The sequence below is a fragment of the Myxococcus sp. AM009 genome (assembly GCF_013372605.1).
Classification (GTDB): Bacteria; Myxococcota; Myxococcia; order Myxococcales; family Myxococcaceae; genus Myxococcus; species Myxococcus vastator.
The window spans coordinates 1-25,299 of record NZ_JABXEP010000025.1 but is presented as its reverse complement, the minus strand read 5'-3'; the positions used below and the strand labels follow the sequence as shown (position 1 = coordinate 25,299).

Below are 25,299 nucleotides of genomic sequence, written 5' to 3'. Positions count from 1 at the left end.
ATAACGGATTGGAGGGACGGCTCAGGCGCCGGACGCCTTCTGCTGACGGGCTGCGCGCAGGACCTCGGGCCGCTGAAGGAAGCCGATGTCGACGAGGTACTGAAGGCAGCGATGGGCAAGCTCCTCGGTCATGGGCGGGCAACGGATGTCACTGCCAGCCAGCACCTCCACCGCGCTCCGGCACTCCAGGTTCGGCCGGAGCTGGTCGATGAAGGCCGGGTCGAGCGATTCCTGGGGCTCCGCCTCGGCGTCGCGGATGAGCGGAACGAGCGGATAAAGCGGATGCGACGTGTCCACGTCGAGCGCCTGCCTCCGCGCCTCGTCGAAGGGAACGATGTCGAACGCGTAGCCATAGGAGCGAATCCAATCGCAGAAACGACGCAGCGAGACGGGCGCGGGATTGAACAGGTGGAAGAACCTGCCCAGCGCCTCCCGCTGGGTGGAGATGTGCACGATGGCCTTGGCCGCGTAGTCCACCGGGATGGTGTCGAAGATGCGCGGGTAGTCCGGGATGATGCCCATGGGCACGTAGCCGCGGAACGCCACGAGCAGGTAGTCGTTGGTCTGGGTCGCGCCCGTCTCCTCGTGGCTCAGGATGAGCCCGGGCCGGTAGATGCACACGGGGATGCCGCGCGCGCGGGCGATGTTGACCACCTTCTCCGCCACCCACTTGCTGCCAGTGTAGCCACCCGGCACCTCGATGGGGTTGCGCAAGGGCGCGTCATCCTCCATGAAGGGGCGCGGCATGTGCGTGGCCAGCAGCACATCGATGGTGGACACGTAGTGCACGGCCTTGAGCCGGTGCTGGCATGCCAGGCGCAGCACCTCCTGGGTGCCGTGCACGTTGGGCCCCCGCAGCGCCGAGTAGGGGTACACGAAGTTCACCAGCGCGCCGTTGTGGTAGATGGAGTCGAGCTCGAGTCCGAGCCGCTCCCACTCTTCCCGGGAAAGGCCGAGCCGGGGCTTCCCCAGATCGCCCACCAGCGGGCGGATCCGCTCCGCGTAGGCCTCATCCCAGACGAGGTACTGGTGCATGGTCGCACGCACGCGGTCCATGGCCTGGGCCGGGTCGGCGGCACGCACGAGGCAGTACACGGTGGCTCGGGTCCGCTTCAGGAGCTGCTGGAGCAGGAAGGCCCCCAAGTAACCGGTGGCGCCAGTGAGCAGCACGGAGGACGGGGCGAGGTAGTTCGCCAGCGGCAACCCGGCGGGGGAGATGTCCGGCGCCAGCGAGGCGTCGGCGTCCAGCCGTGTGGCGTGCTGGTTCATCAGCACGGCGTCGAGGCCCTCACGCTGGTAGGTCTCCACCACGTTCGCCACCCCAGCCACCGTGGGAATCTTGAAGAACTGGTGCACCGGGATGGCAATCTGGAAGCGGTTCAGCAGCCGTGAGGCGAGCCGCGCCAGCAGGAGCGAGGTGCCGCCCACTTCGAAGAAGTCGTCCTCCACTCCCACGCGGTCCATGCCGAGCACGCCCGCGAAGGCCGAGGCAATCTCATCCTCCAGGGGCGTACGCGGAGCGACGTAGGCGCCCGCGGTGTCCGGCCGGTCCATCTGCGGGGCAGGCAGGGCATTGCGGTTGACCTTGCCGCTGGGCATCTTCGGCAGCTCGTTGACGATGACGAACACCGGCGGAATCATGTACGCCGGCAGAGTCTTCTCGAGGAATGCCGTGAGCGAGCGAGCCTCCGGCGTGCCCCCCTTGGCGGGCGTGACGTAGGCCACCAGCCGCTTGATTCCCTGCAGGCCCTCACGCGCGACGACGATGGCCTCGCGCACGTCGGGGTGCCGCCCCAGCGCGGTCTCGACCTCACCGAGCTCTACGCGGTAGCCGCTCACCTTGACCTGTTCGTCCACGCGGCCGAGGAACATGATGGCTCCGTCCGCCCGGTAGCGCCCGAGGTCGCCCGTCCGGTACAGCCGCGCGCCGGCATCACCCGAGAACGGATCCGGCAAGAAGCGCTGAGAAGTCAGGCCGGGCCTGGCGTGATAGCCACGCGCCAGGCCCACGCCGCCGACGAAGAGTTCACCGGGAACACCGACCGGAACCGGCTGGAGGTGCTCGTCGAGCACGTACATCCGCAGGTTGGCGATTGGCCGACCGATGGGAGCGTCCTCCGGGGCATCCACGCGCGGGCAGTTCCATGCCGCGGCGTCGATGGTGGTCTCCGTCGGGCCGTAGAGGTTGGCGACGGCGGCGGAGACGCGCGAGAAGATGCCGCGCTGCAGGCCGCCAGTGAGGGCCTCGGCGCCGCTCAGCACGTACCGCAGGTGGGTGCACCGGCCAATCTCAGGCTCCTCCATCAACACGGCGTTGAGCGAGGGCACCGCGCCATACACGGTGATGCCCTGTTCACGCAGCAGGCCCACCAGCGCCTTGCTGTCGTAGTGCTGGCCGGACGGGGTGAGCACGGCTCTGGCCCCCACCAGGAGCGGCCAGAAGGTGGCCCACACCGACGGGTCGAAGCTGAAGGAGTGGTTCTGCAGCACCCGGTCCTCCGCCGACAACGGCCAGGTGCGCTGACGCCACGCGAGGTTGTTCACGATGCCACGGTGAGAGAGCATCACCGCCTTGGGCGTGCCGGTGGAGCCCGAGGTGTAAATGAGATAGGCGAGGTGGTCCGGCGTGACGACCGGCGGGGGCGCCTGCCGCGGGCACCCGGCGATGACCGGCCAGTCCGTGTCCACGAACACGCGCCGCGCCGCGCCCATCTTCACCCGGTCCGCCAGGGACTGCTGCGTGAGCACCACGTGCGCCTCGCAGTCCGCGAACAGCTGCGCCAGGCGCTCGGTGGGGTACTCCGGATCCAACGGCACGTAGGCACCGCCGGCCTTGAGCACCGCCAGCATGGCGGTCACCATCTCCACGGACCGCTCCAGGCAGATCGCCACCCGACCTTCCGGTGCCAGCCCGAGCTGGCGCAGGTGATGGGCGAGCTGGTTGGCGTGCGCATCCAGTTCGGCGTAGGTGAGCTGGTGGCCCTCGCACGTGACGGCCACGGCATGCGGGGTGCGCGCTGCCTGCTCCTCGACGAGCTCGTGCAGGCAGCGCGACGGGAGGGCGTGCTCGGTCTGGTTCCAGTCGCCGACGACCTGCCGCCACTCCTCCTCGGTGAGCAGCGGCAGCCGGGCGATGGACATCCCCGGAGCGTCCACCGCCGCGGACAGCAGCGTGCGCAGGTGGCCCAACAGGCGCCGCGCGGTGCTCGCGTCGTACAGGTCGGAGTTGAAGTCGATGCGCAGGTGGAGGCCCTGCTCGGTGGCTGTCGCCGCCAGGGTGACGTCCACCGGGGTGGTACCGAACGGCAACGCCTGCGCCAGGGCGCGCAGGCCGGCGCCAACCGCCAGCTCCTCGCGCGCATCCCGAAACAGGTACATCACCTGAAAGAAGGGCGTGCGGCTCAGGTCACGGGCCGGCTGCAGCGTGTCCACCAGCGTGCCGAAGGGCACGCTGGCGAACCGCTCCGCCTCCTCGCGGGCCACGTCGACGCGCTGGAGCGTCTCCATGAAGGACGGCTCGCCGCGCAGGTCCGTCCGCAGGACCAGGGCGGTGCTGGCAGGCCCGAGGAGCCGGCCCCGCTCGGCCTCGGTCCGGAGGTCGGCGCGAACGCCCACTGTCACATCGGACTGCCCGGTGTACCGGGACAGCAGCACCTGAAAGCCGGCCAGCACCGCCGCGCGCAGGCCCCCGTTCCGCGAGGCCAGCGCTTCCATCCGCCGCGACAGCTCAAGCGGCAGCAGGGTGGAGACGGAGTCGCAGCGGTGCGTCTTGATGACGGGACGCGGCCGATCGGTGAAGAGCCGCAGCAGGGGCAGGTCCGTGAGCTTCCGGCGCCAGTGTTCGAGCTGCTGGCCACACACCGGCCCGCTCAGCCAGGCCTGCTCCCGCGCGGCGTACTCGGCGTAGGCGGACACGGAGGACGCCGCGGACTGCTCACCGCGCAGGAGGGCGCCGTACGTGGCGAGCACCTCCCGAATGAGCGCCTCCAGGGACGGCTCGTCGGAGATCAGCTCGTGAGCCTTGACGAGCAGCAGGTGCTCCTCGGCCCCGAGCCTGACGAGGTGCAGGCGCAACAGCGGCCCGGTGGCCGGCTCGAGCCGCTCGCCCAGCTCCTGCCGGGCGAGCCGTTGCAGGGCGTCATCCAGGCCTGTCCCGGCCGCCTCCGTCACCGCGAGCGCCAGCTCCATCACCGGCCTGGCGACGCGCAGCGGCGTCCCCCCCATGTCCTTGAACGTGCTGCGCAGGACCTCATTGCGGCTCGCCACCTCGGCGATGGCCTGCTGCAACACGGCCAGGTCCAATGCCCCCCTCAGCGAGTAGGCCGCCAGCACCTGTGCCGGCAGACTCCCGTCGAGCTGCAGCAGCATCCAGAGCCGCCGCTGATCCGGCGACAGGTTCGCGTGGCCCTGGAGACGTCCGTCCCGCAGCAGCCTGGCCAGCGTAGCTCTCTTCTCCTCGGCGGCGCGGCGGCCGTTGTCGCTCTCGGACGAACTCACCTGCTCCCCTCCTTCACGTGCTGAGTGTTCACATGGCCCAACTGTGGCTCGTTCAAGAGCGCCTCCACTTCCTCGTCGGTCAATCCGCTCACCAACTCGTCCACGTGCGGCGCCTCCACAACGGACGCCTTCCGGCGACGCCCATCAATCACCGTGGCGAGGTTGGCAATCGTCGCGTCGAGAAAGAGGTCCCGCATCGGCACGCGGACACCGAAGGTGCGGTCGAGCGCCTCCACGAGCCGGCCGGCAAGCAGCGAGTTGCCCCCAAGCTCGAAGAAGTCGTCCTTCACTCCCACCTGGTCACAGCCGAGCAGTTGCATCCAAATGGTGGCAATGCGGCCCTCCGTCTCGGTGCGAGGAGCCACGTGCATCGCCCCGCCGCGAGCCATCACCGACCTCGGGTCCGGCAGGGAGCGTCGGTCCACCTTGCCGTTGGGCGTCAGGGGAAGCGCATCCAGGAGCACGTTGGCCGACGGCACCATGTATTCAGGCAGGGAGGCCCGGGCGTGCTCGCGCAGTCGCTGGGCCAGGGTGTCGTCCCCGGCCTGCGCCGCGACCGGCACCACGTAGGCGATGAGCCGCCGCTCGGCCTCGCTGGAGCCCCACACGAGCGCCACCACGTCGCGGACCGCCTCATGGCGGCGCAGGGTGAGCTCTATCTCCGCGAGCTCGATGCGGTAGCCCCGCAGCTTGACCTGATGGTCGGCGCGACCGATGAACTCCAGCTCCCCACCCGCCCGGCGGCGCACCAGGTCGCCCGTCCGGTAGAGCCGGGCACCCGGCCGCGCCGAGAAGGGATCCGGCACGAAGCGCTCGGCCGTGAGCGAGGGCCGACCCCAGTAGCCGCGGGCCACGCCGGAACCACCGATGAACAGCTCACCCGCCAGGCCGACCGGCACGGGCCGCAGGTCCGGGTCCAGCACATGGACGCTGGTGTTTCCAAGGGGCCCCCCCAGCGAAACCCTGTCACCGGCCCCCAGCCGCTTGCGGCAGGACCACACCGTGGTCTCCGTGGGGCCATAGAGGTTCCACACCCGGGCCCCGTTCGCGGTGAGCGCGTCGGCGAGGTCCTGGGGCAGCGCCTCCCCTCCGCACAGCACGGTGAAGCCCGGGCCGGGAGCCCCGCCCGCGTCGGCCAGCATGCGCCAGGTGGCCGGAGTGGCCTGCATCACCGTCACCCCGTGCCGCGCCAACACCCCGGACAGCGCGCGCCCATCCGCGGCCTGCTCACGGGTGGCCATCACCACCCGCGCGCCCTGAACCAGCGGCAGGTACAGCTCGAGCGCGGCGATGTCGAAGGAGAACGTGGTCACCGCGGCGAGCACGTCCTCGGCGCGCAAGCCCGGCTCCCGGGCCATGGTCGTCAAGAAGTTGGCGAGGGCGCCATGCGAAATCATCACGCCCTTGGGCCGGCCGGAGGACCCCGACGTGTACAGGACGTAGGCGAGCTGAGCAGCGTCAGCCACGGGCTCCAGGTTCGCATCCCCCTCCCCCTCGAGGCCGGCCTCCGGGAGAGACACAACGTGCGGGATGCCCTCGCCATGGTGGGCCAGCTCCCGCCGGGTGAGCAGCACCTGGGCCCGCGCGTCCTCGATCATGTACCGCACCCGCTCCAGCGGATACCGCGGGTCCACTGGCACGTAGGCCCCCCCCGCCTTGAGCACCGCCAGCAGGGAGACGACCAGGTCCGGCGAGCACTCCATGCAGACGGCGACCCGGCTCTCGGCGCCCACGCCCCGGGCCTTCAGCAGGCGGGCGAGCCGGTTGGCCCGGGCGTTGAGCTCCGCATAGGTGAGCTGCTCGCTCCCGAAGACCAGGGCCACCCGGTCCGGCGTCCGCGCGGCCTGGGCCTCCACCGCCTGCGGCAACAGGGCGGTGGGCTCAGGCTCGGCGCGGAACGCGCTGGCCACGAGTTCCGCGCGCTCCGTCTCCGTGAGCAGCGAGAGCTGCGAGACGCGCTGGTGGCCGCCCCGGAGCAGGCCCTCCACCACCGCCTGGTAGTGCCGCGTCAGCCTGTCGATGGTGTCCGCCTCGAACAGGTCCGTGCTGTACTCGACGAGGCCCTGGATGCCGTCGCTGTCCTCGGTGAGGAAGAGCGACAGGTCGAACCGGGAGGTGCCGGTTTCCACCGGCAACCGCGTGAGCGGATGGCCCCCCAACGCGAGCCTCGCATGAGGCGCCTCCTGGAAGCCGAACATCACCTGGAACAGGGGGTTGCGGCTCAGCGTGCGCTCCGGCTGAAGCGCCTCGACAATCTTGTCGAACGGGAACTGCTCGTGCGCCACGGCCTCCAGGGTCGTCTCCCGGATGCGGCGCAGCAGCTCCTCCACGCTCGGGTCTCCGGTGAGGTCCGCGCGGACCACGAGCGTGTTGGCCAGGAACCCGATGACCGGCTCCAGCTCCGGCCGCTGCCGGTTCGCCACGGGCGTGCCGAGCAGCAGCTCCTCCTGCCCGGTGTAGTGGCGCAGCAGCACGGCGAAGGCCGCGAGCAGCACCATGTAGGAGGTGGACCCTCCCTCATGCGCATACCGCCGCACCGAGGCGGCGAACTCGCGCGAGAGGCGGAACTCCTTGTTGGCGCCACGGAACGACTGCACCACCGGCCGCGGGCGATCCGTCGGCAGCTCCAGGACGAGCGGCGCGCCAGCCAGCTTGCGTCCCCAGTACTCGCGCTGCTTCGTGTACTCCTCGGTGTCCAGCCACTGCCGCTGCCAGGCGACGTAGTCAGCGTACTGCACGGCCAGCTCGGCCAGGTGCGGCGCTGTGTGCTGGAGCAAGGCGCCATAGCTGGCCACCAGTTCGCGGAGGAACAGCTCGACCGAGGTGCCATCCGCGATGATGTGGTGGAGCGTGGCGAGGAGCACATGCCGCGTGCCGCTCAACCGCAGGAGCGTGAGCCGCAGGAGGCTGTCCTCCGTGAACCGGAAGAGCCGTTGGGACTCCGTGGCCAGGAGCCGCTGGACCTCATCCCAGCGCTCGGCCTCGGGGACGTGGCCGAGGTCCACGACCGAGACGGTGACCCGCGCGTGGGGGTTGATGACCTGCACGAGCTGCCCATCCAGGTGGGCGAGCCGGGTGCGCAGGCCCTCGTGCCGGGTGACCACCAGATTGACGGCGCGCTGCAGGGCGAGGCGATCCACCGGGCCGTCAATGCGGAAGGCCACGGGCAGGTGGTAGGCAGCGCCCCACCGAGCATCGAACTCGCGCAGGAACCACAGCCGCTCCTGGCTCGTCGAGGCGGGAAACACATAGCTGCCATTCAGCGAGGAGGAAGAGGTGCTCTGACCTGCATCCCCCGGGGAGGACGGGCTGTGAGGGTCCGCGTCCGGCGCGAGCATTCGGGTCTTCTCCTCGAGAGGGTGTTCTGGATGCATGGCGCTAACGGCCGCGGTACGGAACCCGGGGCTGGGCGACGATGGGTGAGTGAGCCTGGTGCGTCTTGGTGGCCTGCGTGAAGTGCGCGGCCTGGGCGGCCACGGTCCGGTGCTCGAAGACCGTGCGGACCCCCGCCTGGACCTGCAGGGCCGCGGCGAGCCGGGTGGCCAGCCGGGTGGCCAGCAGCGAGTTGCCGCCGAGATCGAAGAAGCTGTCGTGGACGCCGACCCGCTCACGCCGCAGGAGCCCCTCCCAGATGGCCGCGATGCGCGCCTCCAGCTCGTCGCGCGGCGCCAGGTAGTCTTGGCCCGGAGCGAGCGAGCTGGCGCGTGGCTCCGGCAGCGCGGCGCGATCGACCTTTCCGTTGGGTGTGAGCGGAAGCACCTCCATCACCACGAACACGCCGGGCACCATGTAGTCGGGGAGCCGGCCGCGCAGGTGCTCACGAAGCTCCGGCACCAGGGACTCGCCGTGGGCGGCCAGCACGACGTACGCCACCAGTTGCCGCTCGGCCCCCGTGCCGCGGGCAACGACGACGGCCTCCCTGACGGCCGGGTGGTTGCGCAGCGCCGTTTCAATCTCCTCGAACTCGATGCGAAAGCCGCGCACCTTCACCTGGTGGTCCGCGCGGCCCAGGAATTCGAGCGAACCCTCCGCGCGGTAGCGCACGATGTCACCCGTCCGGTACATCCGGGCGCCTGGAGTCTCGCGGAAGGGATCCGGTAGGAAGCGCTCCGCCGTCATCCGCGGCCGGCCGAGGTAGCCGCGGGCGACACCCGCGCCCCCGATGAACAGCTCGCCCCGGACGCCCACGGGCACCGGCGCGAGGTGCCGGTCCAGGACGTAGACCTGGGTGTTGGCCACGGGCCTGCCGATGCTAACGGGCTCGACGGCCTGGGCGGGCAGCGGCGTGTACGTGGAGTACGTCGTGGTCTCCGAGGGGCCGTACAGGTTCATCACCCGGGCCGCCGGAGTCTCCGCGTACAACCGGGCCACCAGGTCGCTGGTGAGCGGCTCCCCGGCGAGGTTGATGGTGCGGACGGAAGAAGGAATCCCACTCGCGTTGAGCAGCTCCGTGATGGCGGAGGGCACGGTGTTGATGAGCGTGACCTCGGACGCCGCGGGCAGCTCCAGCAGGTGCAGCGCGGTGTCCGCCAGGATGACCCGGCCGCCGTGGCTCAGCGGCACGAACAGCTCGAAGACCGACAGGTCGAAGCAGATGGAGGTGGCCGCCAGGACGCCCGTCAGCTCCTCCGTGGAGAACGTCTCGCCGGCCCACTGCACGAACGTCGCGGCGCTGCGATGGGAGATGGCCACGCCCTTGGGCTGCCCCGTCGATCCGGACGTATAGAGGACGTACGCCAGCTGTTCGGGCTGGACTGGCGCAGGCGTCGGGAGGGAGCCCTCCTGCGTGTCCGGCTCCTCCAGGAACAGGAGGCGGGCCCCGTGCGGGCTCAGCCGCGAGGCCAGCGCACGCTGCGTGAGCAGGACGGGCATCTCCGCGTCGCGCACGATGAAGTCCAGGCGCTGCCGCGGATAATTCGGGTCGAGCGGCACGTACGCCCCACCGGCCTCCAGCACCGCGAGCAGGCCCACGACCAGGTCCGCGGTACGGAGGGAGAAGACACCGACGCGAACCTCCGGACCCACGCCGTGCCGGCGCAGCCGCGCGGCCAGCGTCCGGACACGCGCCATCAACCTCGCGTACGTGAGCCGCTCGGCGCCACACACCAGGGCGATCCCCTCCGGCGTTCGCGCGGCCTGGGCCGCGACCAGATGGTGAAGGCACGCGTCCTCGGGATACGGCCGGGTGGTTGCGTTCCAGTGACGCAAGAGCTGCTCGCGTTGCGCCTCGGGCAACAGGGGCAACCGCGACACGGGGGTGTCCTCCGCGTCGAGCGCGGCCGACAGCAGGCGCTCGTACTGCGCCCCGAGGCGCTCGGCGGTGCCGGCATCGAACCGCGCCGTGTCGTACTCCAGCGTGCAGGCCAGCCCCTCACCGACCGGCGCCACCGCGAGCGTGAGCTCGAACTGGGCGGCCCCTGGCGGCAGCGGGAGCAGGGACATGCTGGCCTCGCCCAGTCGCAGCCGCGCCGAACCATCACCGACGGCGAACCCCGCCAGCTCCGGCTGCTCCGACAGCGGCGCCCGCTGGTAGACGAACAGCGACTGGAAGATGGGGGTGCGGTCGCCAAGCCGCTCTGGCTGAAGGCGCTCGACCATCAGCGGGAACGGGAAGCCCTGGTGCTTCAGCGCCCCCCGCACCGCCTCACCCACGCGGTCCACCAGCAGGGAGAAGCTGGGCTCGCCCGACAGCGCCACGCGCAGCGGCAGCGTATTGACGTAGTAGCCCACCAGCCGGGAGGCGCCCTTCCAATTCCGGGTGGCCACGGGCGAGCCCACGACGATGTCGTCCTGGCCGGTCAGGCGATGCAGCAGCGCATGGAAGCCGGCGAGCAGCGTGACATAGGGGGTGAGCCCCCGCTTGCGCGAGAAGGCCGCCACGCGCTGCCGCAGCGCCCCGCCCAGCATGAACCGGTGGTACGGCTCGGAGGGCGCGGCGCCGGAAGAGGACAGGGCTGGCGCCGGCAACTCGAGGCGAGGCAGGGGGCCGGCGAGCCGCTGGCGCCAGTACCCCCAATCCTCCTCGTGGCTGGGGCCGGCCATGTACTCGGCCTGCCAACGGATGGCATCCGCGGGCTGGCCCACCGGGGGCAGCACCACCCCGTCGCCCCCCGCCTCATACAACCGGCGCAGCTCGTCGACGAGCACCGCGAGCGACCAGAAGTCCACGATGATGTGGTGCACGGACAGCAGCAGCACATGCGCGTGCGCCGCGCGGGAGAAGAGGTGGGTCCGCAGCAACGGCCCGCGCCCCAGGTCGAAGGGCCTGTAGGCCTCCCGCAGAAGCCTGCGCCGCAGCGCGGCCTCGTCATCACCGCTCGCGTCCACCACCTGGAAGGAGGCCGGGACGTGGGCGTGGACCTGCTGGACTGGCTCCTCTCCGACCATCGGGAACGTCGCGCGCAGCGCCGGGTGCCGTGCCACGAGTGACTGGAACGCGCGGCGCAGGGCCTCGACATCCAGCGCGCCCTGAAGACAGATGGCTCGCGCGATGGTGTAGCCTGGCGAGTCGGGGGCGAGCTGGTGCAGGAACCACAGGGCGCGCTGCCCGGGGGGCACGGGCAGTCGCTCCCCGGTGCCCGGCGTCGGCGCGGAAACCGGCCGCGCGTCCCGCCCTGCGGCCTCCAGCAGATGCACGGCCAGCGCGCCGAGCGTGGGGCCCTCCAGGAGCAGGCGCAGCTCTAGCGCCACCTCCAGGTCCTGCTCGATGCGGTGCTTCAACTCGACCAGGGCCAGGGAGTCCAAGCCCAGGGCTGGGAGCCGAGCCTCTCCGGTGAGGATGGCGCGTGGCAGGCTCCCAGCGCGGGCGGCCGCGCTCGCAAGGTACGCGACGAGGGCGGGAAGCCGCTCGGCCTCGGGGCGCTCCAGCAACGAGGCGCGGGAGAGCGAGAATTCGCCCACGGGCTCCTGCGCGGTGTCCGCGCTGACGGTGTCGAGCTGGCCCTCGAGGTACGCCTCGCGGGTGGCGCCGCGTTGCACCTTGCCACTGGAGGTCTTCGGGAGACTGCTGGACTTGATGAGGACGACGGCGTGGACGCGCAGCGCGTGCTGCTCGGAGATGTCCCGCCGGATGGCGGCGATGACGTCCGGCCAGTCCCCGCCCGGGTAGCGGCGATCAACCTCCTGGACGACGACCACCTCCTCCGACGCGCCCACGCTCACGGAGAACACCGCCGCGCAACCGGGGCGCAGCGCGGGGTGGCTGCGCTCCACGGTGAGCTCGAGGTCCTGGGGGTAGTAGTTGCGGCCCTGGATGACGAGCAGGTCCTTGCGCCGGCCGGAGACGAAGAGCTCCCCGTCATGAAGGAAGCCGAGGTCCCCCGTGCGAAGCCACGGCTCCCCCGCCCCACCAGCCAGGCGGGCCTGGAAGGTCCGCGCCGTCTCCTCGGGGCGCAGCCAGTACCCCTGCGCGACGCTCGGGCCACGTACCCAGATCTCTCCGATGTGCCCTGGAGGAAGCTCGGTGCGCGACTCTGGGTCCACGATGAGGACCTGCTCATCCGGCACGACCGTGCCACAGCTCACGTGCCGCACGGTGTCGCGCGCGGCCTCCCGCGGGGACGAGGCCGCGACCGCCCGATGCGCCTCCAGCGCCCCGCGCTGGAAGTGCTCGACGCGGGCCACCCGCCCCTTGCTCACGCCAGTAACGATGAGCGTGCCCTCCGCCAGGCCGTAGCAGGGGTAGAAGGCCTCACGACGGAAACCGCACGGCTCGAACGCCTTGCTGAACGCCTCGAGCGTGTCGGGCCGGATGGGCTCGGCGCCACAGAAGGCCAGCTCCCACGAGGAGAGGTCCAACCCGGCTTTCTGCTCGTCGGAGATCTTCCGCACGCACAGCTCGTAGGCGAAGTTCGGCCCGCCGCTGCATGTCCCCCTCCGCTCGGAGAGCGTCTTCAGCCAGCGCAAGGGCTCCTGCAGGAACGAGAGCGGCGACATTAAGTCGACGGGAAGGCCCCCAAAGATAGGGGTGAGCACTCCGCCGATGAGGCCCATGTCATGATACGGCGGCAACCAGATGACGCCGCGGCTGCTGCGGCTCAACTGGAAGCGCTCATGGATGACGGAGAGGTTGTGCATCAGGTTGCGATGCGTGAGCACGACCCCCTTGGGGTCCGTCGTCGAACCGGAGGTGTACTGCAGGAAGGCCACGGAGTCTCCGCTCAGTCCCGGCGGCGTCCAGGCCCCCGCCTCCTCCAACGCAATGCCATCCGTGGCGACCCAGCTCAGCCGCCCTAGCTCGGGAGCCAGCTCGAACATCGCTCCCGCCAGCCCTTGCAAGAAGGAGGTCGTGAGCACCACGCTCGCGCGTGAATCCCTCGCGACGGTGCGAAGCCTCAGCAGGCTGCGTTCCAGCCGCGCTGTATCCGGTGGATAGACGGGAACGGCAACAACGCCCGCATAAAGACAACCAAAGAAGGCCGCCACGTACTCCGGCCCCGGGGCATAGAGAAGCAGTGCCCGCTCCCCCACCCGACCATCGGCTTGCAAATGCGCCGCGATGGCCCGGGCCAAGACATCCATGGAGGAATAGTCCACCCGCACTGCGGGTGCCCCCGCATCCCCAAGAAATGTGAACGCCTCATGGCGTGGCTCACTCAGCGCACGCTCCTGGAGCAACTCCACCAGCGTGTGACGCATTCGTCTCCTCGACGTGACAGCAGCGGCATGCAAGGAATCGGAACGGCATGCCATCAGGATCACCCCTCAATCCTGACTTAGCGGCGCCCAAACCTAATTCGCGTCTTGCTTACTTGTCAATCAATCTGATTGATAGTATTGACACTGCCGATTCCGGGATTCCCCGCGCAGTGTGTGGGGCTCTCTTTTAGCCAGGGGGAACGACAGTGACAGAAAACTTCTATCTGTTGCGCCCGGAGCAACTGCCCCGGGAGCACAGGGAGCTGAGCGGTAATGAGGTTGCGTGTCTTGAGCCCCTGGCCACGCAGTACCGACGGGCGCCAGAAGCTCAAACGCTGTCAGCGACCCGCAAGGCCATTACCCGGCTCGGGCTCCGCCCCGAGGACTTCCAAGCCGTAGGAGAGGATCCAGAAGAGTCCCAGGGCAACCGGGACAATGACCGGGCATTCCTCATCGTGCGCGTCCAGGGAGAGGTCATGCCCCTGCTCGTGCATAGCACCCTGCAGGGCTTCGCGACGCTCCTGGACGAAGCGCTCGTCAACGGGACAGATCTGGAGCCGCAGGCGTGGGGCCAGCTGCGTGCCGCCTACAACACCCTCTTCGATACCTTCCTGGGCCGCCCTCCCGCGCGGGACGAAGAGGTTCCCATGCCGCCTCCGCGCTCCACCAGCGAGGGCGAGCGTGACGCACTGCGACGCTGGACCCGAGGCCACTATGTCTTCATGTCCATCGTGCAAGGCCTGTCCGTGGTCCTCAATGGGTTGACCCGTGACATCAATGCCTCAGACATCCCGTCCGCCCAGGTCAACTTCGAGCGGGCCACGACCATCATGATGGGTGCGGAGTCCGCCCTCCGCTTCACGGGTGACTACTCCTACAACGCATACGAAAAATCCGTTCGTCCCACCCTCATGCCGCCCATTGCGCCCCCGGGAATGACCGGCCTGCGCTGGCGCGATCACGAGCACCTGGTCAAGATCCTCTCAGGAATGCGGCCCCTGTTCTCCGCCCTGGACCCCGCCCTGGAGCCCTATCGCGAGGCATTCTACGCGTCGATCTCCCACACCTATGACTCACACAAGCTTGTCTGCTCCAGCTTCGTGGGCACCGAGCGCACCAGCCTCCTGATGGCGGAGCGCACTGAGAAGTCAGCAATCGAGATCCTCGACCACTTCAAGCGCGTGCGCCTCCAACTCGTAAAGAGCTGAGCCCGGCGGCAGCCCATTCCACTCTGTCTGCCAAACAACCATTTCATCAAACACAACCAAGACTCGCGCAGCACTCGCGCCAGGGCATTTGATGGCCACCTTTCTTGGCAGTGATGATTCCGTGAAGTGCAAGGTCGTGGTGAATCACGAGGAGCAGTACTCCATCTGGCCGGAGGATCAACCCAACCCGGCGGGATGGAGCGATGAGGGCTACCGCGGGACGCGCCGCGACTGTGTGGCGCACATCGAGGAAGCCTGGAAGGACATGCGGCCCAAGCGGTTACGTGAAGCAATGCGGTAGCAGTCACAGCTCGCAGACTCACAAGCCGATGCAACGCACACATGCCCCTCTCGCAGGAGCAGGGGCGGAGCCTTGCCGTCATCCAGACGATGACGACAGACCACGAGGAGTGGAAGACACCATCATGAAGACTGACAACTCCCTTCTGACGGTGGCGGCCCGGCCCGCCACCGGCCCGCTGTCCCTGGACGATCTCACCCTCATCCTGTTCGGCGCATCCGCCTTCCAGTACCTGAACGCGGCGTGCGAGCTGAATCTGTTTGAGCTGCTGCGAAGCAAGCCCAACAGCACCAAGGAAGAGATCGCCAGGCGCCTGGAGCTCCAGCCCCGCGCCATCGACATCCTCCTGCTCGGCACGACCTCGCTCCGGCTGACGGAACGGGTGAACGGCACCTACCGCAACGCCGCTGCCGTCGAGCAGTTGTTCGAGGAGGGGACCTGGGCGAGCTTCAAGGCCGTGGTCGGCTTCGAGCAGCACATCTGCTACGAGGGCCAGGTCGACTTCACCGAGTCGCTACGGACCAACAAGAACGTGGGCCTGCGCCGCGTTCGGGGCACGGGCCGTGACCTGTACCACCGCCTGTCCGAGAACCCTCACCTGGAGCGCTACTTCTACGACTACATGCGCTCGTGGTCGGAGCTGTCCAACCCGCTGCTCTTCAAGAGCGTGGACTTCACCCAGGTTCGCAAGGTGCTGGACGTGGGTGGCGGCGACGGCGTGAACGCCATTGCGCTCGCCAAGGCCTACCCCAACCTCGAGGTGACCGTCCTGGAGATTCCCGGCACCGCGCCCATCACCCGTCGCCGGATAGAGGAGATGGGTCTGTCGGCTCGCGTCAAGGTGCACGCGGGCGACATGTTCGCGGAGGCCTTCCCCACGGGTCACGACTGCGTCCTCTTCTCCCACCAGCTCGTCATCTGGACCCCCGAGGAGAACACGGCCCTGCTGCGCAAGGCCCATGAGGCGCTGACGCCCGGCGGACGGGTGGTCATCTTCAGCTCCATCTCCAAGGACGAGGGCGACGGTCCGCTGATGGCCGCCCTGGACAGCGTGTACTTCGCCGCCATCCCGGCCGAGGGCGGCATGATCTACTCCTACGAGCAGTACGAGGGGTGGATGAAGGACGCGGGCTTCAAGAGCGCCCAACGCATCCCCTGCGGCGCCTGGACGCCCCACGGTGTCCTCATCGGCGCCAAGTAAGGGCGCGTGGGCGGCGGCCCTCCCGGGCACTACCGCCCGCATCCTGGCACACCCCAACCCCAGCCAACGTGTCCCATGAGCATTCTTCAAAACGCATACCGCAAGCTGAGCCTGCACGACTACCGCGTGCGAGCGCATTACGGGCTTCTGGCCCGGGGCGGCTCCCTCTCCGAGGAGAGCATGTTCATGAACATGGGCTACTGGAAGGACCAGCCCAAGACGCTGGACGAAGCCGCCCGCGCGCTCGTGCGACTCGTGGCGGAGACAGCCCGGCTGGGCAAGGGTGACCGGCTCCTCGACGTGGGGTGTGGGTTCGGAGACCAGGATCTCTTCTGGATGGAGGAGTTCGGGCCGACGCGCATCGACGCGGTCAACATCAGCACGTACCAGCTCAAAGTGGTGGCTGATCGCGTCAAGGCCCAAGGGCTGGAGGACCGGTTCGGCCTGTGGGCCGCCTCGGCCACGGAGCTGCCCTTCGAGCCCGCCACGTTCGACAAGGTAACGTGCGTCGAGGCCTCCCACCACTTCAGCTCGCGGGAAGCCTTCCTTCGCGAGGCCCTCCGCGTGATGAAGCCCGGGGGGCAGATCGTCCTCGCGGACATCCTGCCGCGCCCTGGTTACAAGGTGGGCGCCTTCGAGCGGCGCAACATGCACGTCGCGGACGTCAACATGTACACGGCCGATGTCTACGCCACGAAGCTCCAGCAGATGGGCTACACCCACGTGGAGGTGCGCTCCATCCGCGAGGACGTGTGCCCGCCCTACTCCGCGTTCCTCCTGCGTCGCGTGGGCGATGGCGCGGTGGCCCAGCGGATGAATCCGCTCGTGCGGTGGGTGGCCCAGGCATATCTGCGCAGGTTCGGTACGTTCGAGAATCTGGACTTCGTGATTGCCTCCGCCGAGCGGCCCGCTCAGTAATCACCTGGGACATGGCCCCCCGTCCGGGGGCCATGTCCCCTCCCCAGAGTCCTGAACGGCCCCGCGGGGCATACGCCAGAGCGCCATGGCCCTCCGGCTTGCACATTGAGGAGGTCTGAATGATTGCGACGGAGACTCGGCCCGGGGCGCGCCTTCCCGGGCCGCGCCATGTTCCAGTGATTGGCTGGCAAATCCAGGGCTTGAAGATGTTGCGGGATCCACCAGCGCACTTCACGGAGGCGTTCCGGCGCTATGGGCCCGTCAGCGCGTGGGATCCGCGCAAGCCGCGCCATGTGTACGCGCTCGGCCCGGACTACAACAAGCTCCTGTTCACCCAACCGGAGCGGTTCATCGTGGACGCGTTCCGTGAGAGCAACCTGCCGCGCGACTCATCCATGGAGCGGCTGACCTTCGGCCTGCTGCGGCTCAACGGAGACGCGCACCGCAAGCACCGTACGCTCATGCAGCCCGCCTTCCGGGTGCAGCGCATCGAGGCGTGCCGGGAGACGATCATCGCCTCCACGCAGCACGAGCTGGACAGCTGGCGGGTCGGCGAGCGGCGCCGCATCGACCTGGACCTGATGCGCCTCATCGTGCGCGTGGCGATGCAGACGATGTTCGGCCTGGATTCACTCGATGGCACCGGCGTGCGGTTGCACAGCCTCATCCAGCGGCTGCTCACCCTGGCCGCCGCCCCCACCACGATGCTGCTGCGGCTCAATCTGCCCGGCACGCCCTACCGGCAAATGCTGCGGGTGGCACAAGAAATCGAGCAGATCCTCGCCGGGCTCATCCGCCGCAAACGGCAGGAGCCGGGAGAGGGGCTGGACGTGCTCTCCGCGCTGGTGTCGGCACGAGACGAGAATGGCAACGCCCTCACCGACAACGAACTCATCGGCGAGGCCTACAACGTGCTGTGCCATTCAACCAGCGCCGCCTCCATGACGTGGACCCTGTTCCTGCTGGATCAGCACCCCGAGGTCATGAACACGCTCGTGGACGAGCTGCGCACGACGCTGGGCGGCGCGCCGCCCACGTTGGAACAGCTCAAGAAGCTCGAGTACCTGGACCTGGTCCTCAAGGAGAGCCTGCGGCTGTTCCCCCCTGCGTCCTTCCTGATGCGCTACGCCAGTGAGTCCTGTCAGCTCGGACCGTACGAGATCCCCGAGGGCGCCATGGTGTTCGCGAGCGGGTTCGTTACGCACCGCCTCCCCGAGCTCTTCCCGCGTCCGCTGAAGTTCGACCCCCTGCGCTGGAAGTCCACCAACCCCACCGTGTACGAGTACATGCCGTTCGGCGCGGGGCCCCACAACTGCCTGGGGCGCCATATGGCCATGCTGGAGATGAAGCTCATCCTGTCCATGGTGCTGCAGCGCTTCCGCCCATCCCTCGTCTCCGGCACGAGCGTCAACCGCGCCATGCGCATCTCCCTCGTGCCACGAGAAGGGTTGCCCGTGGTCATCCACCCCGCGGGGACGTCCCTGGCCCGGCCCGTCGCACGAGGCAACATCCACGAGTCCATTGAGCTGAACTGAGCCCATCCAGCTCACCGCCCCCCAAGCGAAAGGAACACCGTGTCGCTCGCCCCGAAGGTCATCATCGTCGGAGCTGGACCTACCGGCCTGGCACTCGCCGCCGACCTCGCCGGAGCGGGCATCCCCTGCCGGGTCCTGGAGCGCCGGGCCCAGCGCTCCTCCTGGTCCCGCGCCTTCGGCATCACCCCCTACACGATGCAGTTGCTGGACATGCGGGGTGTGGCGGACACCATGGCGAAGCACGGATTGCCCTGGCGCCACGGCCCCCTGGGGGATGGGAAGAGCTACCTGGACTTCGGCATGTTGGACTCCCGGTTCCCCTACATGCTCATCATCCCGCAGAACCGAACCGAGGACGTCCTGGAGGAGTGGGCCCGCCAATCCGGCGCGGACATCATCCGCGGGGCGCAGGTGATGGGACTGGAGCAGGACGCCGCCGGGGTGACGCTCCAGGTCGAGGGGCCGAACGGGCCGTGGACGGAGCGCGCCAGCTTCGTCGTGGGCTGCGACGGCGTCCGTAGCGCGGTGCGCTCCCTGGCCGGCGTGCCATTCCACGGGATGTCGTATGACGGCTCGCTCATCACCGCCGACGTGCACCTGAAGCACCCGCCAAACCCTCCGGTGCATGCCCGGACGTGCGGGCGGGGGACCGTGGCCGTCTTCCCCTATGGCGATGGCACGTTCCGGTTGGTGGTGCTGGACCGCAAGCGCCTGAACGTTCCCGTCGAACAACCCGTGACGCTGGAGGAGATCCAGGAGAGCGTGACGGAAATCCTCCGCATGGACCTGGGTATCCACGAGGCACTGTGGATGTCCCGCTTCCGCAGCGATCAGCGCCAGGCGGAGCGCTACCGCGTCGGCCGGGTGCTGCTCGCTGGAGACGCGGCGCACACCCACATTCCATCCGGTGGGCAGGGATTGCAGGTCGGCATCCAGGACGCCATCAACCTGGGCTGGAAGTTGAAAGCCGAACTCGAGGGCTGGGCGCCCGAGGGGCTGCTGGACTCGTACGAGCAGGAGCGGCACCCCATCGCGGCGGCGACCCTGCGCAAGACTGACCTGGTGTACAAGTATGAGATCTCCAGCGCCGCGCCCTTGCGTTTCATCCGCTGGCTCATCATGCAGACGATGAAGGTCAAGGCATTCCAGCTCCCGGTGGTGAAGGAGCTCACCGGCCAGTCGCTGCGTTATCCCCCCCCGCGCGGCGCCGATGCTCACGCGATGGTGGGCCGCGGCATTCCAGACGCCCACCTCGAGCAGGGCGGTGAGGCCTCCCGCGTGTACGAGTTGCTCCGAACGCGCCGCTTCGTGCTCGTAGACCAGACACCCGAGGGCCTGTTCGCCGCATGTGCCGGCAGCGGCTGGGAGGGGCGGCTCGACGTGAGGCAGGGGAAGCTCACGAACCGGAAGGAGCTGCCCGCCGCACTGCTCATCCGGCCGGATGGCATTGTCGCGTGGGCTCCCACCCGGACGGGTACCCATGGACTGAGGGCCGCGCTTCGCCAGTGGTGTGGCGATCCACTGACCCACGACGCGGAGCGTACGCCCCCCCGTGTCGCCGCGCGAGCCTGAGTGGCGGTGACAGAGAGCTGCGTGAGGTGGGCGGCGCCATCGACGTGGACGTGCGACTGGAGAGGCAGTGTGGAGGAAGGAGCACGGGATGCCTACGGAGTCGGGGCAGGCCTGGACTTCGGGAGTCCTCTCCAGCCGTGTCGGTGCACGGCCCCGAAAAGCGCCGCATTGACCTGCTGGTCGGCGCGCCGGGCGCACGCCCAGAGCCGGTCCTCAAGGTCCGCCACTGCGTTGTCGCTCTCCAGCAGCGTGACCAGAACTGGGACGGAGCCAGCGAGCACGGCGGAAGCCGCGTGAGAAGTGGAAGCCAACGCTCTCGCGGCCTGCCCCAGTGACGAGGCATGGCGGATGCGCGCGGCGGACTCCGTGTCGAGGCGCAAGTCCTTGCGCGCGGTCCGTGGGCTGCCCGCGCAGGCCAGAAGCAGGACACTGCTCGCCCAGAGGAGGACTTGCTTCCAGGTCGGGGATTGGCGGAAGGGCATGCCTGCCTCCGGACAACCGTCAGGGGCAGGCCGACTTTTTCGAGCGGGGTTTCCCGCCTAGGCCTGATGCGTTTTCGCGAGTGAGGAATTGAAGAAGACCGCCTGCTCGCGGGGTTGCGTTCGCGAGGGATGACCGGATTCGTGCTCGACCCGACGACGGATGCTCCCGCTGATCCCATCCACTGGTGGGAGGGCTGCGCTCAAAATAGTCCCCATGGCAACGTCGGACCAGACAGCCGCCCACACGCGTATGAGTTCCCCCGAAGGGTCCCCACGCCCGGGCCGAGACAAGCTCATGGGTTGCGCCACCCTGGCCCCAGAAACGAAAAAGGCCCCCGAGTCTTTCGACTCGGAGGCCTGATTCGGAGTGCCCAGGGCGGGATTCGAACCCGCACACCTTTCGGCGCCACCCCCTCAAGATGGTGTGTCTACCAGTTCCACCACCTGGGCGTTTGCTGCGGCGTCCATCTACCGGAGCTTGCTGATTCACGCAACGACAATCTCAACCGCTGCGTGAATCAGATTCTTCCTACGAACCACGTACCACGAAGCCTACTGCGCCGGAGCCGGCTCCTGCGCCGCGGGAGCGGCCTCATCCGTCGCCGGGTTGCCACCTCCCTCGACAGGTGGGGTCGACTGCTCGCCGCGCGGCTGCTCCATGCTGCCCGGCGCCGCGCCACCCGGGGTCGCCGGGGCCGTCTGCGCCGGAGGCGTGGCCACCGAGCCACCCGCCGCCACCGAGGAGCGCAGCCCCACGAAGGACAGGCCGAGCGAGCTGAAGAAGAAGAGCGCGGCGAAGACGCCAGTCAGCTTGCTGAGGAACGTCACCGCACCCCGGCCGCCGAAGGCGCTCGTGGCGGCACCACCGCCCAGCGCGGAGCCCATACCGGCGTCCTTACCCGGCTGGAGCAGAATGACGAAGATCATGAACACGCACACCAGGACGTGCACGATCGTGACGAAGGTCAGCATGTGGACTCTTTCAGACGTTCCGTGAAAAGGAGGCGCACCCTACACCAAAGTAGTGAACGGGTGACAACATCTTCCGCCCGCCTCCTGGATCAACTCGAAGTGGCCGCCTTGACGATGGCCGCGAAGTCGCCCGCCTTCAGGCTCGCGCCCCCGACAAGCGCCCCATCCACGTCCGGCTGCCCCAGCAATTCCGCGGCGTTGTCCGGCTTCACGCTGCCGCCGTACTGGATGCGCACCCGCCCGGCCGTCTCCCCGTCATACAGCCGCTCAATCAGGCCCCGGATCGCCGCGTGGACCTCCTGCGCCTGCGCCGCCGTGGCGTTGCGCCCCGTCCCAATGGCCCACACCGGCTCGTAGGCCAGCACGAAGCCCGCCACGTCCTTGGCGCCGAAGCCCTCCAGCGCCCCGCGCACCTGGCGCTCCACCACCGCCAGCGTCTGGTTCGCCTCGCGCTCGGCCAGCGTCTCACCCACGCAGATGATGGGCGTCATCCCCGCCGCGCGGACCGCCTTCGCCCGCTTGTTCACCTGCTCGTCCGTGTCCCCGAAGAGCTGCCGGCGCTCGGAGTGCCCCACGATGACGTAGGCGCACCCCAGCTCCGCCAGCATCGGCGCGGAGATCTCACCCGTGAAGGCGCCCGAGGACTCCCAGTGGCAGTTCTGCCCCGCCAGCGCCAGCGGCGCGCCTTCCAACGCCACATGCAGCGGCTGCAGCGCCACGAACGGCGGCGCCACCACCACCTCCACCGTGTCCCCCAGGGAGGCCACCTGGCCCCGCAGGTCCCGCACCAGGGCCAGCGCCTCCGGTACCGACTTGTTCATCTTCCAGTTGCCAGCAACGATCTTCCGGCGACGCGCGGTGGCCATGGTGCCCCCCAGGGGTGTTTGGTGTGTCGGACGCGGAGCCTACCGCGTCTCCAGCGCCTTGATGCCCGGCAAGTCGCGTCCTTCCAGGAACTCCAGGGACGCACCTCCACCAGTGGACACATGGCTCATCTTGTCGGCGAAGCCCATCTGCTCCACGGCCGCCGCGCTGTCCCCGCCGCCGATGACGGTGGTGGCCTGCGTGTTGATGGACATGGCCGCGGCGACGGAGCGGGTGCCCTCGGCGAACTTGGGCACCTCGAACAGGCCCATGGGCCCGTTCCACACCACCGTCCTCGCGTCGCGGATGTGCTGCGAGTAGATGGCGCGCGTCTTGGGACCGATGTCCAGGCCCATCATGTCCGGCGGAATCGCGTTGTCCGGCGTCTCCTGCGCGGGGCTGTTCTCCGTGGGCTCGGTGCCCACGATGTGGTCCACCGGCAGCACCAGCTGCGTCTTGAACCGGTGCGCCGCCTCCAGCAGGCGCGTGGCCAGCGACAGCTTGTCGCCCTCGACGCGGGACTTGCCCACCTCGACGCCCTGCGCCTTCAGGAAGGTGTACGCCATGGCGCCGCCGATGAGCAGCGCGTCCACCTTGGGCAGCAGGCTCTCGATGACCTTGATTTTGTCGCTCACCTTCGAGCCGCCCAGGATGGCCACGAAGGGCTTGTCCGGGTTCTTGAGCACCTTGCCCAGGTACTCAATCTCCTTGCGCATCAGGAAGCCGGCGGCCTTCTCCTTCACGAAGGGCACCATGCCCGCGGTGGACGCGTGGGCGCGGTGGGCGGTGCCGAAGGCGTCGTTGATATAGACGTCCGCCAGCGCCGCCAGTTCGCGGGCGAACGCCTCGTCGTTGGCCTCCTCTTCCTTGTGGAAGCGGAGGTTCTCCAGGACGACCACCTGGCCCTCCTTGAGCTCCTTCACCTGCTTCTTCACTCCGTCACCGACGCAGTCGTCGGTGAGGATGACCTCGTGCTTGCCGCCGAGCAGCTCGGCGAGCCGCGCGGCGACAGGCTCCAGCGACAGCTTCGGGTCCGGCCCCTTGGGACGGCCGAGGTGGGAGGCCAGGATGACCTTCCCGCCCATGTCGAGCGCGCGCCGGATGGTGGGCATCGCCTCGCGGATGCGGGTGTCGTCGGTCACGCGCCGGCCGTCCATGGGGACGTTGAAGTCCACGCGGATGAAGACGCGCTTCCCGGTCAGCTGCAGATCATCGATGTAACGGATCATCTCGGTCCTTCCCTCTCTCGGTGCCCGGAACGCCCTTGGGACTCAGACGCCCTTGGAGACGAGGAACTTCGCCGTGTCCACCATGCGGTTGGAGAAGCCCCACTCGTTGTCGTACCAGGCCATGACCTTGAGCAGGTTGTCGCCCACCACGAAGCAGTTGGTGGAGTCGAAGATGGCCGAGTGCGGGTTGCCGTTGTAGTCCACCGACACCGTCTGCGCGTCGCTGAACTCCAGCACGCCCTTGAGCGGGCCTTCGGCGGCCTTGCGGAAGGCCTCGATGACGGCCTCGGCGGTGACCTTCTTCTCGGTGTTCACCGTCAGGTCCACCAGGGACACGTTCGGGGTGGGCACGCGGACGGCCAGGCCGTGCATCTTGCCCTTGAGCTGCGGAATCACCTCACCGATGGCCTTCGCGGCGCCGGTGCTGGTGGGAATCATGGAGAGCGCGGCGGCGCGGGCGCGGCGCATGTCCTCGTGGGTGAGGTCCAGGATGCGCTGATCGTTGGTGTAGCTGTGGACCGTGGTCATCAGGCCCTTCTCGATGCCGAAGTTGTCCACCAGCACCTTGGCGATGGGCGCCAGGCAGTTGGTGGTGCAGGAGGCGTTCGAGATGACGTGGTGCTTCGCCGGGTCGTACTCGTTGTGGTTGATGCCGTAGGCGATGGTGATGTCCGGGCCCTTGGCCGGGGCGGAGATGATGACCTTCTTCGCGCCCGCCTTCAGGTGCTTCTCCGCCCCGTCGCGCGCGGTGAAGCGGCCGGTGCACTCCAGCACCACGTCCACGTTCAGGCTCTTCCAGGGCAGCGCCGTCGGGTCCTTCTCCGCGGTGACGGTGATCTCCTTGCCGTCCACCACGATGCCCTTCTCCGTCGCCTTCACCGTGCCCGGCCAGGTGCGGTGCACGGAGTCGTACTTGAACAGGTGCGCCAGCGCCGCGGGCTTGTCGAGGTCGTTGATGGCGACAATCTCGAGGTCTTCCTTGCGGCTGAGCACCGCGCGCAGAATGCAGCGACCGATGCGGCCAAAGCCATTGATGGCAATCCGGGTAGCCATGTTCGTCGTCTCCTTGAGCAGTGGGTGCCAGGCACCCACGGGTCGTCACGTCAAAATCGAGGGCGGCCGACCGTAGGCATCGCGACCCGCCGAGTCAACGCCCGGCGACATCCCCGCGGCGACGCGCACGCCGAAGCTGAACAATCACCCCAAGCAACAGCCAGACAGCGGTGCCCGTTCCCCCACCCGCCCCGCAGCCACAGCCAGCATCGCCCAGTGGATAGAACTGCGGCAGCACCCCCACCAGATGGGGCTCCGGCTCGGGTTCAGGCTCCGGCTCCGGCTCCGGCGGCGGGTGCGGGTCCACGCCCCGCGCCGCCACGCAGGCGGTCAGCAGGCTCGCGGCGCCGGACTCCTCGGCCGGCGGCGGAGGCGCCTGGGTGAGCAGGCCCGCATGCACCAGGAACGAGGACATGAGCCCGGCGCGCTGCACCGGACTGACGATGGCCTCGAAAGGCATCCCCAGCAGCAGCACCCGCCCGTTGGGCGCCGACGCCACGCCCGCCGCCCACTCGGTTCCCACGTAGCGCAGCACGGACGAGCCACCCGACGCGGGCGTCAGCACGTCCGTCACGCCCACCGCGTAGCCGCCCCGCGTGCCGTCATCCAGCGCCACCCCGGAGAGCTGCGCCAGCCAGTCGCCCGGCACCCCCTCCACGGAGAATAGAGGTTTCCCACTGCCCGGCGCCGCGCGCAGGATGTCCGCCAGGAAGGCCTGGTCCTCCGCCGAGCCCACGGCCAGCGCCGACGTCACGTGGCTCCCCGACAGGAGCAGGTGCCCGCCCTGCATCACGAAGCCGCGCAGGGCATCCTGCTCCTCACGGGAAGGC

The 25,299-nt window shown here is 68.9% G+C and carries 14 protein-coding genes and 1 tRNA gene; 6 read left to right on the top strand and 9 right to left on the bottom strand.

Going from position 1 to position 25,299, the window contains the following annotated elements; genetic code table 11:
• Positions 1–21: 21 nt before the first annotated feature.
• From HV824_RS08940 to HV824_RS08930, 3 genes are read right to left on the bottom strand one after another with little or no spacing between them, the layout of a single operon-like run.
• Positions 22–4,497, bottom strand: coding sequence for an amino acid adenylation domain-containing protein (locus tag HV824_RS08940; protein ID WP_217917240.1), 4,476 nt, complete (start codon positions 4,495–4,497; stop codon positions 22–24).
• Positions 4,494–7,835 carry a non-ribosomal peptide synthetase gene (locus HV824_RS08935; RefSeq protein ID WP_176417135.1) on the bottom strand — a complete coding sequence of 1,114 codons (3,342 nt, stop codon included), beginning with the start codon at positions 7,833–7,835 and terminating at the stop codon, positions 4,494–4,496. The genes HV824_RS08940 and HV824_RS08935 overlap by 4 nt, the downstream gene beginning before the upstream one ends.
• A 40-nt stretch (positions 7,836–7,875) precedes the next feature.
• Positions 7,876–13,134: a non-ribosomal peptide synthetase gene (locus HV824_RS08930; protein WP_176423070.1), complete on the bottom strand. Its 5,259-nt coding sequence runs from the start codon at positions 13,132–13,134 to the stop codon at positions 7,876–7,878.
• 476 nt (positions 13,135–13,610) lie between these two features.
• On the opposite strand from HV824_RS08930, the gene HV824_RS08925 reads away from it, so the two are divergent.
• From HV824_RS08925 to HV824_RS08900, 6 genes are all read left to right on the top strand, one after another.
• Complete coding sequence (locus tag HV824_RS08925) at positions 13,611–14,342, top strand: hypothetical protein (RefSeq protein WP_176417133.1); 732 nt, start codon at positions 13,611–13,613, stop codon at positions 14,340–14,342.
• A 121-nt stretch (positions 14,343–14,463) separates the two neighbouring features.
• Positions 14,464–14,643, top strand: a complete 180-nt coding sequence (locus HV824_RS08920; protein WP_368738040.1) for an MbtH family protein — start codon at positions 14,464–14,466, stop codon at positions 14,641–14,643.
• Positions 14,644–14,767: 124 nt separating this feature from the next.
• Positions 14,768–15,844, top strand: a complete 1,077-nt coding sequence (locus HV824_RS08915; RefSeq protein WP_176417131.1) for a methyltransferase — start codon at positions 14,768–14,770, stop codon at positions 15,842–15,844.
• 75 nt (positions 15,845–15,919) lie between these two features.
• Entirely contained in the window at positions 15,920–16,762 is an 843-nt protein-coding gene (locus tag HV824_RS08910) for a methyltransferase domain-containing protein (RefSeq protein WP_176417130.1), read from the top strand.
• 119 nt (positions 16,763–16,881) lie between these two features.
• The gene (locus tag HV824_RS08905) at positions 16,882–18,297 is read left to right on the top strand and encodes a cytochrome P450 (protein ID WP_176423069.1); all 1,416 of its coding nucleotides are present in this window, start codon (positions 16,882–16,884) and stop codon (positions 18,295–18,297) included.
• 39 nt (positions 18,298–18,336) lie between these two features.
• On the top strand, positions 18,337–19,869 hold the full coding sequence (locus HV824_RS08900; protein ID WP_176417128.1) for an FAD-dependent monooxygenase: 1,533 nt from the start codon (positions 18,337–18,339) through the stop codon (positions 19,867–19,869).
• Positions 19,870–20,719: 850 nt separating this feature from the next.
• Here the strand turns inward: HV824_RS08900 and HV824_RS08895 are convergent.
• From HV824_RS08895 to HV824_RS08870, 6 genes are all read right to left on the bottom strand, one after another.
• Positions 20,720–20,801, bottom strand: a tRNA-Leu gene (locus tag HV824_RS08895).
• 102 nt (positions 20,802–20,903) lie between these two features.
• Positions 20,904–21,323: a preprotein translocase subunit SecG gene (secG, locus tag HV824_RS08890; protein ID WP_176417127.1), complete on the bottom strand. Its 420-nt coding sequence runs from the start codon at positions 21,321–21,323 to the stop codon at positions 20,904–20,906.
• An 89-nt stretch (positions 21,324–21,412) separates the two neighbouring features.
• A complete protein-coding gene (tpiA, locus tag HV824_RS08885) occupies positions 21,413–22,189 on the bottom strand; it encodes a triose-phosphate isomerase (RefSeq protein WP_176417126.1) in 777 nt (258 codons plus the stop codon).
• A 39-nt stretch (positions 22,190–22,228) separates the two neighbouring features.
• Positions 22,229–23,416 carry a phosphoglycerate kinase gene (gene pgk, locus HV824_RS08880; RefSeq protein WP_163782739.1) on the bottom strand — a complete coding sequence of 396 codons (1,188 nt, stop codon included), beginning with the start codon at positions 23,414–23,416 and terminating at the stop codon, positions 22,229–22,231.
• A 42-nt stretch (positions 23,417–23,458) separates the two neighbouring features.
• The gene (gap, locus tag HV824_RS08875) at positions 23,459–24,469 is read right to left on the bottom strand and encodes a type I glyceraldehyde-3-phosphate dehydrogenase (protein ID WP_176417125.1); all 1,011 of its coding nucleotides are present in this window, start codon (positions 24,467–24,469) and stop codon (positions 23,459–23,461) included.
• Positions 24,470–24,563: 94 nt separating this feature from the next.
• On the bottom strand, positions 24,564–25,299 hold a 736-nt coding region (locus HV824_RS08870; protein WP_255207879.1), incomplete at its 5' end, for an MYXO-CTERM sorting domain-containing protein.